This is a genomic window from Pseudomonas mendocina (assembly GCA_037482215.1).
In the GTDB taxonomy this organism is placed as follows: domain Bacteria; phylum Pseudomonadota; class Gammaproteobacteria; order Pseudomonadales; family Pseudomonadaceae; genus Aquipseudomonas; species Aquipseudomonas mendocina_E.
Window position 1 is genome coordinate 1,311,865 of sequence record CP148074.1, and the last position, 12,016, is coordinate 1,323,880.

General features: G+C 57.4%; 8 protein-coding genes. All 8 read right to left on the minus strand.

Annotated elements, in window-relative coordinates:
- Nucleotides 1–12 precede the first annotated feature (12 nt).
- Nucleotides 13–3,000 (minus strand): DUF748 domain-containing protein, encoded by a 2,988-nt coding sequence (locus WG219_05940; protein WXL26998.1) that lies wholly within the window; start codon nucleotides 2,998–3,000, stop codon nucleotides 13–15.
- 98 nt (nucleotides 3,001–3,098) lie between these two features.
- A complete protein-coding gene (locus tag WG219_05945; protein WXL26999.1) occupies nucleotides 3,099–4,115 on the minus strand; it encodes a class I SAM-dependent methyltransferase in 1,017 nt (338 codons plus the stop codon).
- A gap of 171 nt (nucleotides 4,116–4,286) precedes the next feature.
- On the minus strand, nucleotides 4,287–5,465 hold the full coding sequence (locus tag WG219_05950) for an acetyl-CoA C-acetyltransferase (GenBank protein ID WXL27000.1): 1,179 nt from the start codon (nucleotides 5,463–5,465) through the stop codon (nucleotides 4,287–4,289).
- Between the two features lie 88 nt (nucleotides 5,466–5,553).
- Nucleotides 5,554–6,438, minus strand: coding sequence for an oxygenase MpaB family protein (locus WG219_05955; GenBank protein WXL27001.1), 885 nt, complete (start codon nucleotides 6,436–6,438; stop codon nucleotides 5,554–5,556).
- A 42-nt stretch (nucleotides 6,439–6,480) separates the two neighbouring features.
- The gene (acs, locus tag WG219_05960) at nucleotides 6,481–8,418 is read right to left on the minus strand and encodes an acetate--CoA ligase (protein WXL27002.1); all 1,938 of its coding nucleotides are present in this window, start codon (nucleotides 8,416–8,418) and stop codon (nucleotides 6,481–6,483) included.
- 102 nt (nucleotides 8,419–8,520) lie between these two features.
- Nucleotides 8,521–10,185, minus strand: coding sequence for a glucose-6-phosphate isomerase (gene pgi / locus WG219_05965; GenBank protein WXL27003.1), 1,665 nt, complete (start codon nucleotides 10,183–10,185; stop codon nucleotides 8,521–8,523).
- Between the two features lie 111 nt (nucleotides 10,186–10,296).
- On the minus strand, nucleotides 10,297–11,160 hold the full coding sequence (gene panC, locus WG219_05970) for a pantoate--beta-alanine ligase (protein WXL27004.1): 864 nt from the start codon (nucleotides 11,158–11,160) through the stop codon (nucleotides 10,297–10,299).
- Nucleotides 11,157–11,957 carry a 3-methyl-2-oxobutanoate hydroxymethyltransferase gene (gene panB / locus WG219_05975; GenBank protein WXL27005.1) on the minus strand — a complete coding sequence of 267 codons (801 nt, stop codon included), beginning with the start codon at nucleotides 11,955–11,957 and terminating at the stop codon, nucleotides 11,157–11,159. Before panB ends, panC begins: the two co-directional genes overlap by 4 nt.
- Nucleotides 11,958–12,016 lie beyond the last annotated feature (59 nt).

The following is a 12,016-nucleotide window of genomic DNA, read 5'->3' on the forward strand; positions in this document are numbered from 1 at the left end:
AGCCCGCAAGACTTATTCACTGTCCAGATGCAGCGAAGTGGAAACACTGCCATCGCTGTTGGCCTCGGTTTGGCTTGATTCAATAATCAGCAGGCGCGTATCCGGCAGGCCGCCGCGTTCTACCAGGTAGTCCTTGATTGCAGAAGAACGAGCGACGCCCAGCTGGCGTAGCAGCGTCTGGTTCTGTGCCCAAGATTGCACTACGGCATCACGCATTTTGGCGATGCGCTCTTCATCTGGCAGTTCTTTCCACTCAGCTGGCGGTTGCTGCTTAAGACGGTTGCGGTAGATGCCTTCAAGGAGCACTTCTTTGTCGTCTTCATCCACGACGAGTTCACGTGCACTGGCCGGGACCTTGTCACCACGGCGCTGGAGCATTTTGTACCAGGTGTTCTGGTATTCACGCTCAAGACGGGCAGAAGCAACCAGTGGGCCGTCAGTGCTGGCAGAGCTCTTGCCTTCGATTTCCAAGCGCAGTGCAGGGCGCTCTTTGAGGGCGCTGGCAAGGGTGTCGAGGGACTTCTGTGCGCTGCCATCCAGCTCGGTGCTACCGGCGGCAAAGTTAACGCTGCCAAGGTCAACGTCGTTACCACCCGCTACCAGCCCGCCAATGAATTTAAACGGCGCTTGAGCAGCACGTAGCACTAAGTTGCGCAGGGTCTGCCAGACAATGGGCATCACGCTGAACTCGGGGTTGTTCAGGTCGCCTGTCACCGGCAGGGAGATTTCGATATTGCCTTTGGTGTCTTTGAGCAAAGCGACGGCCAGGCGGATCGGCAGGTCCATGGCGTCCTTGCTTTCGACTTTATCGCCAAGCTGGAGGTTTTCCAGCAGCAGCTTGTTCTCGGCGTTCAGTTTGCCTTGCTCAATCTGGTAGTGCAGATCCAGGTTCAGACGGCCTTTGCGGATGCTGAGCCCGGCGAACTTGCCAGAGTAGGGCGTCAGGTTAGCCAGCTCGACGTTTTTGAAGTTGGTGGCGATATCCAGGCTGTTCATCGGGTCAAATGGCGTCAGTTTGCCCTTGATGGTCACCGGCGCGTACTTGTCGACCTTACCCTTGATATCCACAGCGGCGGCTTTAGGACTTTGATTGTCGAGGGTGCCGATCTGGCCGTTCATTTGGCCGATGGCTGTGGCGAAGTTAGGTTGCAGGCTGAAGTCGGCAAAGTTGGCCGAACCGTCCTGGATGCTGATCCCCCCTATGCGGATCGGCATCGGCTTTTCTGCGCTGGCTTTGTTGCTCGCAGGTGCTGGTGCAGAGCCGGAGCCTTTTTGCTCGACGACCAACTCGCTGAGGTTGGTGGTCATGTCTTCATTAATGATGAAACGCACGTAGGGTTGTTGCAGCTTGATCTGGTTGATGACCAAACCTTTACCGTGTTGGTAATTGATACCATCCACTTGCACTTGGCGCCACTTCAGCAGGTCGCGGTCCTTCAGGGTATCGAGGGTGTGCAGTTGGTTGATCTGAGCCTGGCCATCTACACTGAACGCCAACGGATCGGTGCTTTGCAGAGTGGCGTTGAGGTCGCTGCTGAGCATGCCGCTGCGCAGCTCAAGGTGGACAAATGGACTGATGTAAGACTGGGCCACACGCAGGTCAATATCGCGGGTGCTGACTTTGAGTTTGGCGGTGGTTGGGGTGAGCTGTACCTGACCTTCAGCGTTTAGTTTGCCGGTCTTGTTGACGCCGGTGTCGATCTTGAGGCCGAAAGGCGAGGTGCCAAGGCTGTCGAAGTCGGTGATGTCGATGTTCAGCGGGTACAGGTCTACAGCGGTTTTCGCACCATCAGCGCGGTCAGCCAAGTGCACGTTGTAGTCGCGCATCTGCACGTCTCGCAGGATGACTTGCCAAGGCTTTGCAGGCTCGTTGGTAGCCGGTTCAGCAGGGGCTTGTGATGCTTCTGTTTGAGCGGTGGCCGTGGCGTCGGCGTTAACCGGTTCGGTTGCTTCACTTGCCTCGGTTTTGGCTGCCGGTTTTGCGGCGGGTTTGGCGGGCTGGCTGGCGAACAGTTTCTGCCAATCCAGCTGGCCATCGGCCTCGCGGGCAGCCCAGGTTTCTAGTTTGTTACTGCGGATTTTGCCGAGGATGACTTGCTGCTTCGCCAGATCAACACTGGCTTCGCTGACCTCAAGGCTTTGCAGGCGCACAAGAGGTTTGTCAGCCGGGCTCTTGATGGCAAAGGAGCTTACTTTTACCTGAGTGTTATTCAGCAGTAATTCGGTGCCTTTAGACAGATCCAGGGTGTAGTCGCTGCTCAGGTCTACCGAGCCGTCCTCAAGGACAAGCGGTACAGCGTCACGCACGTAGGGCCATACACCTTTAAGTTTGCCGTCGGTGATTTTCAGGTTACCGCTGGATTTAAATGGCACCAGACTCAGAGTGCCGGACCAGTCGATTTGTCCACCATAAGGGCCGCGGGCAACCAGATTCATTTCAGCGTTGTCGTCTGGCAGGGTGCTGAGGTTGAACAGCTCGAAGCTCAGGTCGTCGTAGAGAAATTCGATGGGCTCACTGGGGCGTAGGTCTTGGAAGTGCAAGTTGCCGGTGGTGAGTTTGATACGCTCGATGCGCATCGGGAAAGGCTCGCTGGGCTCTTGAGGCTCAGTGTTTTCACTCGGCGGAATATTGAACAGCTTAGTCAGGTTCAGTGTGCCGTCTTTGTCGAACAGCACTTCTGTTTTCGGGCTGTCCAACTCAATGTTGGCGAGGTGCAAGAAACGCTTCCAGGCGCTGTCCAGTTGCAGGTCAGCGTACAGGCGCTCGAAGGCCACTTGCTGCTTGTCCGCTTCGCCTATGTTGAGCCCCCAAACAGTCAGTTCGAGGGTAAAGGGATTGAGCTGGATGCGCTGTATTGATGCCGGTACAGCGGCGTATTCAGCCAGTTGCTGATTGGCGATGCGCAATGCAATACCAGGCAGAATCAGAAACCCCAGCAGGCTGTATAAACCGACTGCGATGGCGAGGGCGCTGGCGGCGCGTTTCAATCCTTTTGGCATAAGACGTCGTCACTCCTGTACTAAACCTGCACGGAGTATGGCACGACCTCTGCCAGATGTGATGCCCCAATTTATTGGGGTATTCGGTGCGGATGGGTTCAGAATTTAAGAATCAGTGTCTTCAGCGGCGGCTGACCGTCCAGGGATGGGAAGTCACTGGCCGGGGCAATAACCTGCCATTCCCGCACAGGGCGGCCGAGTTTTTCTGCGCAGCGCAGTACTTGCGTGCGCCACTCATCCATAGGCACTTTTGCCAAGTTGTTGCAGCAGATCAGTACGCCGTCCTCGGCGGTGGCGAGGATGGCTGGTTTGAGCAGGCTTTGATAGTCGCGCAGTAAGTCGACAGTACCGAATGCACTCTTGGCCCAGGCTGGCGGATCAAGGAACACCAAGTCGAATTGGCGGGCTGCAAGACGTGGGTAATGCGGCAGCTTTTGTCCACGCCGTGCATTGATCGGCAGATCGGCCAATTGGCGAATCGCTGGGAAGTAATCGGACTGGATAAACTGCATCGCAGGCAACTCGGGGTTGAGCTGGCCGTTCTCTTTGCCCACAGCCAGATTGCCCTCGGCGAAGTCCAGATTGACCACCTCACGGGCACCGCCTGCCGCAGCACTTAAGCCGACGCCACAGGTGTAAGCGAATAGGTTGAGTACGGATTTGCCCGCGCTGTTTTGCTTGACCCAGCCTCGGGCATTACGCAGGTCGAGAAACAGTAGGGGGTCTTGCCCTGCGTGACGGCCACGCACGCGGTAATTCAGGCCCCACTCATGGCCGATCATATCGTCCAGTGCCGCTGGCTCAGGCTGGTAGACGCTGTCCGTGCGGTCGATACGGGAGTTGCTGCGCGAGCGGTCGTTATAGACCAGCAGCAGTGGCAGGTCGAGGTGCTGGCGGCAGGTTTCAGCAATCAGGCTGAGTTCGTCATTGGAGATGCTTTGGTGGAAGCTCTGCACCATCAGTTGCGGGCCGTAGCGGTCAACGGTTAGCCCACCTGCACCCTCCTGGCTACCGTGGAACAGGCGGTAGCAGTCGGTACCTTGTGCGTGCAGCTCACCCAGCAGGTTGTCACGATTATGCAGGGCGGCGCGCAGCGCCTGATTCAAGGAAGACATGCGAGGCGCCTTGGACTGGAAAAGGAGAGGTGGGTAAGTTTATCAGAGTGCCGGCTGTGTGGACTGAGATGCGGGCTGTTTCGAGTCAGGCGCGGACTGTCTATAACGCTCAGCAATGAGCAAATAAAAAATGCCGGCACTTAAGGCCGGCATTTTTGCGACTGGGCTTGATTAGCGCTCAATCGCCAGTGCTACGCCCTGACCACCGCCGATGCAGAGGGTGGCCAGACCCTTCTTGGCGTCGCGTTTGATCATCTCGTGCAGCAAGGAGACCAGAATACGGCAGCCCGAACCGCCAATCGGGTGGCCCAGGGCAATGGCGCCGCCGTTGACGTTGACCTTGCTGGCATCCCAGTTCAGTTCTTTGCCTACAGCCAGCGCTTGAGCCGCGAAGGCTTCGTTGGCTTCGATCAGGTCCAGATCGCTCAGTTGCCATCCAGCTTTGCTCAGGCAGCGCTGCGTAGCGCCAACCGGGCCTATGCCCATGATGGCTGGGTCGACACCGGCATTGGCGTAGCTGGCGATTTTAGCCAGGACTGGCAGACCCAACTCAGCGGCTTTACTGGCGCTCATCAGCAGTACGGCGGCGGCGCCGTCGTTCAGGCTAGAGGCGTTACCGGCAGTGACGGTACCGTCCTTTTTGAAGGCTGGTTTGAGCTTGCTCAGGGACTCTGCGGTGGTACCTGCGCGTGGTTGCTCATCGGTGGCGAAAGCAACAGGGTCGCCCTTACGCTGTGGAATCATGATCGGGGTGATTTCATCAGCAAAGCGACCCGCTTCGATGGCGGCTACGGCTTTCTGCTGAGAAGCAGCAGCGAAGGCGTCTTGTTCTTCGCGGCTGATGCTGTACTTGTCCACCAGGTTCTCGGCAGTGATGCCCATGTGGTAGTCGTTAAAGGCATCCCACAGGCCATCGGTGATCATGGTGTCGATCACTTTAGCGTGGCCCATGCGCAGACCGGTGCGGGCGCCCGGCATGACGTAGGGTGACAAGCTCATGTTTTCCATGCCGCCTGCAATTACTACGTCCGCGTCGCCACAGCGAATGGCTTGGGCCGCTAGATGAAGGGCTTTCAGACCTGAGCCGCAGACCTTGTTCAGGGTCAGGGCCGGGACGGCATGGGGCAGACCTGCGAGGATGGCCGCTTGGCGCGCCGGGTTTTGGCCCGAACCAGCCGTCAGTACCTGGCCGAGGATCACTTCGTCTACCTGTGCGCCGTCCAGCTTGGTTTGTTCCAGCAGGCGACGGATCACCGTAGCTCCCAGCTCTGGCGCAGGGATGTTCGCCAAGGAACCTTGAAAGCTACCAATAGCAGTTCGTGTGGCAGCAACGATAACGACGTCTTGCATAACGCAATCCTTACAGTGAAATGCGCCCCCAGGCGCGAAAGACAACTATGTTGGCATATGGGTTTGGCCAGCAGCCAGCATTTGATGGCTAACTTAAGTCGTAAGCGGCCATGCCCATGCGAGTTCGTGCACGGTGAATAGCGCCACTGCGAACGGCCCAGCGCAGTATTGGCGCCAAGCGGTTCACACCTGCTTGGATAAGGCGGCTGCGGGTCGGACTGATCTGCTGGTCGAGCATAGATTGTGCCCAAGCGGGCAACAGGTCGATACCTGCTTGCATGAACAGTTTGCCCATTGGTGCAGCCAGTGCACTGGGTGCCGGTGCATTGAGCAAAATGCGCAGAATCTCCAGAGAACGCTCATCGCATAGCAATTCGCTGCGCATGCGGCTCAGATAATCCTCAATTTCCCGGCGCGAACGGGGTATGTCGGTGGCACCGAGGCGTTCGGCAACCAGCGCGATTTCAGCGTAGTAGCGGTCTTGGTCAGCACCGGACAAGTGTGGGTTACGGTACCGCAGGTGCGCTTGCAGAAAGCTGTATACCTCGGCCACGTGCACCCAGGTTAGCAGGGTAGGATCACTGGCCGCGTAGGGCCGGCCATCCGGTGCGGTGCCGGTAACACGCAGGTGAATGGTCTTCACCTTGTCGATCAGCCAGTCTGCATCTGCGCGGGCGGCGAATGTGGTGCCAGAGACAAACTGGCCGGTACGGCGCAAGCGGCCGATCAAGTCTTCGCGGAAGTTGGAGTGATCCCAAACACCCGCCAGAGCCAGTGGGTGTAAGGCTTGTAAGAGCAGGGCGCTGATGCCGCCGATTAGCATGCTGGAAAAGTCGCCGTGGACTTTCCAGCACACTGAGTCCGGCCCGAACAGGCCCGGATCACCCTTAGGGTTTTCGAAATCTATTTGCCCCAGTGCAACACCGCTGAGGCTTAACACTTGGCTTTCGATACGGCGGCGTAGCACTTCCATTCCAAACAGACTCGATCAACCACCGGGGCTACCCGGCATGTTTTAGCGGTTCAGGCGTTGTTCTATCAGGCTGTCGACGACACTTGGGTCAGCCAGGGTCGAGGTATCACCCATGTTTTCCAACTCGTTACAGGCGATCTTACGCAGGATGCGGCGCATGATCTTGCCCGAACGAGTCTTCGGTAGACCGGGGGCACATTGGATCAGTTCAGGCTTGGCGAAACTGCCGATTTCTTTACCCACCAACGTGAGTAGCTCTTTCTTCAGTTCATCGGTCAGCTCTACACCTTTCATCGGGGTGATAAACGCGTAGATACCTTGGCCTTTAAGGTCATGGGGATAGCCGACCACTGCCGCTTCTGCAACAGCATCGTGCAGGACCAGTGCACTCTCGACCTCGGCGGTACCAATGCGGTGGCCGGAGACGTTGATCACATCATCCACCCGACCGGTGATCCAGTAATAACCATCCTCATCACGACGAGCACCATCACCGCTGAAGTAGTAGCCAGGGTAAGGCTTCAGGTAGGTGTCGATCATGCGCTGGTGGTCACCGAACACGCTGCGAATCTGACTTGGCCAGCTGCTCTTGATCGCCAGTACACCCGCACCTGGCCCTTCTATTTCCTTGCCTTGTTCGTCAAGCAGTACAGGGTGCACGCCGAAGAATGGTCGGGTTGCTGAGCCGGGTTTGAGGTCGGTTGCGCCGGGCAGTGGGGTGATCAGAATGGCGCCGGTTTCAGTTTGCCACCAGGTGTCCACAATCGGGCAGCGGCATTCGCCGACCACGTGGTAATACCATTCCCAGGCTTCTGGGTTGATCGGTTCACCGACGCTGCCGAGCAAACGCAGGCTCTTGCGTGAGCTGCTCTCGACAGGTGCGGTGCCTTCGCGCATCAGGGCGCGCAGGGCTGTTGGGGCGGTGTAGAAAATATTAACGTGGTGCTTGTCGATCACTTCCCAGAAGCGCGAAGCGCTTGGGTAGTTCGGCACACCTTCAAAAATCAGGCTGGTAGCACCGTTGGCCAGTGGTCCGTAGACGATGTAGCTGTGGCCGGTGACCCAGCCGACGTCAGCCGTACACCAGTACACGTCACCTTCGTGATAGTCGAACACGTACTTGTGTGTCATGGCAGCCATCAGCAGGTAGCCACCGGTGGTGTGCAGCACACCCTTGGGCTTGCCGGTGGAGCCGGAGGTATAGAGGATGAAGAGCGGGTCTTCGCTGTCCATCGGCTCTGGCGGGCAGTCATCAGACGCAGTGCTCAGCGCTTGGTGGTACCAGATGTCACGGCCTTCGACCCAGTCGACCTGGCCCTTGGTGCGCTCGACCACAACAACGGTGGAGACGTCCGGGCAGCTCAGCAGGGCCTTGTCGATATTGGCCTTGAGCGGGATATGTTTACCGCCGCGTACGCCTTCATCGGCGGTGATCACTGTGCGGCAGTCAGCGTCCAGAATGCGGTCACGCAAGGCGTCTGGAGAGAACCCACCAAACACGACCGAGTGCACTGCACCGATGCGGGCACAGGCGAGCATGGCGTAGGTGGCTTCCGGGATCATGGGCATGTAAATGCACACGCGATCACCTTTTTTTACGCCACGGCTTTTCAGCACATTGGCCAGGCGGCTGACGTTGTGGTGCAGTTTTTTGTAGGTGATATGCGCTGATTCGCTGGGGTTGTCGCCTTCCCAGATAAAGGCGATTTGATCGCCGCGCTTTTCAAGGTGGCGGTCGATGCAGTTGTAGCTGACGTTGAGTTGGCCGCCTTTGAACCAGGCACCGTTACCTTGCAGCAGGTCGCCGCTGCGCACGCTGTCCCACGGTTTGTACCAGTTGAGAAAGCTTGAGGCTTGTTCGGCCCAGAATGAGTCGGGTTGCTCGATGGATTGTTGGTATAGGCGCAGGTAGTCATCGTTGTTCAGATGGGCACGCTGGCGCACGGCAGCAGTCACAGGGTGACGGGTTATCTCGAACATGGCGGTGTCCTTATTGTTGTGTTCCGCGATGTTCGTTAGGGTGAACCAAGCGAATGCTTGGTTCAAGCCCTGAGTGATAGCTGCTTGAGAGCTACCTCGTCGTTAACCGCGATGGCGATCACGGAAGTGGTCAATCAGCCCTTGTGTGGAGGCATCGCTGGCCGGTTGATCGAGCTGGCCGGTGAGACGCTGATAGACCCCTTTGCCCAGCTCTTTACCCAATTCCACGCCCCATTGGTCAAAAGCATTGATGCCCCAAATAGCGCTCTGCACAAACACTTTGTGCTCGTACAGCGCCACCAGGGCACCGAGGTTGGACGGGTCAATCCGGTTGAGAACCAACATATTGTTCGGACGGTTACCCGGAATCACCTTATGCGGTGCCAAACGTTGCACTTCGGCTTCGTCCATACCCTGGTCGCGTAATTCCTTTTCCGCCTCTTCACGGGTTTTACCGTGCATCAGCGCTTGGCTTTGCGACAGGCAGTTGGCGAATAGCCACTGGTGGTGGTCGGCCAGCGGGTTGAAACTGTTGACCGGTACCAGGAAATCAGCCGGTATCAGTTCTGTGCCCTGGTGCAGCAACTGGTGGTAGGCGTGCTGGCCGTTACAGCCCACGCCACCCCAGATCACCGGGCCTGTACTGAAGTCGACAGGCGTACCGTCTTGTCGCACGGACTTACCGTTGGACTCCATATCCAGCTGTTGCAGATGTTTGGTGAAGTTACGCAAGTAGTGGTCGTAGGGCAGAATCGCCTGACTCTTAGCGCCCCAGAAGTTGCCGTACCAAATACCGAGCAAGGCCATCAGCACCGGCATGTTTTGTTCCAGCGGCGCCTGAGTGAAGTGCTGGTCCATTGCGTAAGCGCCAGCGAGCAGCTCTTTAAAGTTGGCAATGCCGATCGCCAGAGCAATCGGCAGGCCGATGGCGGACCACAGCGAGTAGCGTCCGCCTACCCAATCCCACATCGGGAAGATGTTCTTGGCTTTGATGCCAAACTGAATGGCCGCCTCGGGGTTACTGGTAACCGCGATGAAGTGCTTATACAGCTCGTTTTCCGGGCCGCCCAAGGCCAGATACCAGTCCCGAGCTGCCAGTGCGTTTTTCAGCGTTTCCAGCGTGCCGAAGGACTTGGAGGACACGATAAATAGCGTGGTTTCCGGGTTAAGCACGGCAGTCAGTTCACGGAATTCGCTGCCGTCGATATTCGCCAGGTAATGGCAGCGAACGCCTCGCTGGGTAAAGGGGCGCAGTGCCTCAGAGACCAACTCTGGTCCTAGGAAGGAGCCGCCGATGCCGATATTCACCACATCAGTAATGGGTTTATCGGTGTAGCCGCGCCACAAGCCGCTATGAATCTGGGTAACCAGCTCGGTCATTTGGTTCAGCACACGGTGAACCTGAGGGATCAAATCGACGCCATCCAGTTCCAGCTTGCGGCCAATTGGGCTGCGTAGGGCTGTATGCAGAGCTGCACGGTGCTCTGTGCTGTTGACCTGCTCGCCGTTAAACAGCCGCGCGATAGAGTCTTTAAGCCCGGCTTCTTCGGCCAGCTGGATCAGCAGTTGAACCGTGGTGTCATCAATCAGGTTCTTTGAATAGTCGAGCAGCAGGCCGCACTGATTCAGAGAAAAGCGTGAGAAACGTTGAGGGTCATTGGCGAATGCCTCACGCATGCTGAAAGCGTTCATCCGCGCACGGTGCTCCCCAAGTGCTTGCCATGCCGGTAAGCGGGTAACGTCATGCGGCTGTTGGTAATAAGCCATGGGGCTAGTTCCTTGTCCTGGCGTGCAATGTCTGCAAAAAGGCCCGGACATGTGGTCCGGGCCTCCGAGTTTAACTGTAGCTGAGAGCCTGTAATAGCCTGTCAGTTTCGTCTATTGGACGGTGCGGCTGAGGTCGACAGTCAGGTTATCGATCAGACGCGTCTTACCCAAATAGGTGGCCAGCAGAATGACCAGTTGCTGGTCATCTGCAGTGGCAGGCTTCAGTGTTGTTGCCTCACAGATTTGCAGGTAGTCCGGGCGGAAACCGGCTGCGCTGTGTTTGGCTTGGGTCTCTTGGATCAGTTTTGCGTAGTCACGCTCACCCGCTTGAATGGCCTCAGCCATTTCACATAGTGTCCGGTATAACAGCGGTGCTTTCGCGCGCTCTTCCGGGCTGAGGTAGCCGTTGCGTGAAGACAGCGCCAAACCATCTTCGGCACGCACGGTTGGCTCCCCGAAAATCTGAATAGGCATGTTCATGTCACGAACTAGGGTGCGGATCACAGCCAGTTGCTGAAAATCCTTCTGCCCGAAGAAGGCCAGATCAGGTTGCACCATGTTGAACAGTTTGCTCACAACAGTCGCTACACCTTCGAAGTGACCAGGTCGGCTCTGGCCGCACAAGCCCTCCGAGACGCCGGGTACGCTGACACGGGTTTGGTTGCCCATGCCTTGTGGGTACATTTCATCCACATCTGGGGTGAACAGCAGGTGGCAGCCAGCGTTGACGAGTTTTTCCTGATCGGCGATCAGGGTACGCGGGTAGGCGTCCAGGTCTTCGCTGGGGCCGAATTGCAGGGGGTTCACGAAGATACTGGCGACAACGAAATCAGCCCGCTGCACAGCTTTTTCGACCAGCGCGATGTGACCTTCATGGAGGTTGCCCATGGTTGGTACTAAGGCGATTTGCTTGCCTTCGGCGCGTGCCTGAGCAACAGCGGCGCGTAATTCACGCACGCTTTTTACTGTATTCATGCAGAAAACCCGTGTTCGGCTGCAGGGAAACTTTGATCTTTGACGGCTTTTACGTAAGCACTAATCGCAGCGCCTATGGTGCCTTGGCCGTGCATGAAGTCCTTGACGAACTTAGGCGTGCGGCCACTTAGGGACAGACCCAGCATGTCGTGCAGTACCAAAACCTGGCCATCGGTTCCAGCGCCTGCACCGATGCCGATAACTGGAATTTTAACGGCCTGGCTGATCTCAGCGGCTAACTCAGTTGGCACACATTCCAACAGCAGCATCGCGGCCCCAGCTTGCTCCAAGGCCATGGCATCAGCGCGCATTTGGCGTGCTTGAGCCTCCTGGCGGCCTTGCACCTTGTAACCACCCAGGATGTTGACCGCTTGAGGGGTAAGACCCAAGTGAGCGCAAACAGGAATACCGCGCTCAGCCAGCAGGCGAATGGGCTCGGCAAGCCAGGCAGCACCTTCCAGTTTGACCATGTGTGCGCCAGCGCGCATCAATGCGGCGCTGTTCTCGAGTGCCTGTTCGGTGGTTGCATAAGCCATAAAGGGCAGGTCGGTGAGGATCAGGGCTCCCTTGTTACCGCGCTTTACGCTGGCCGTGTGGTAGGCCATGTCATCTACGGTGACTGGCAATGTGCTGTCATGGCCTTGCAAGACCATGCCGAGGGAGTCACCCACCAACAGTACGTCTACTCCGGCTTCGCAGGCGGCGTGAGCAAACGTGGCGTCATAGCAGGTCAACATGGCGATTTTTTCGCCGCTCTGCTTGAGGCTTTGCAGGGTGGTCAGGGTTACATCAGGCATGAAAACTGTCCTCGTTCAGGCATTCAGTCAGCAGTCGCTATGCTTCAAATTGGCCTGCA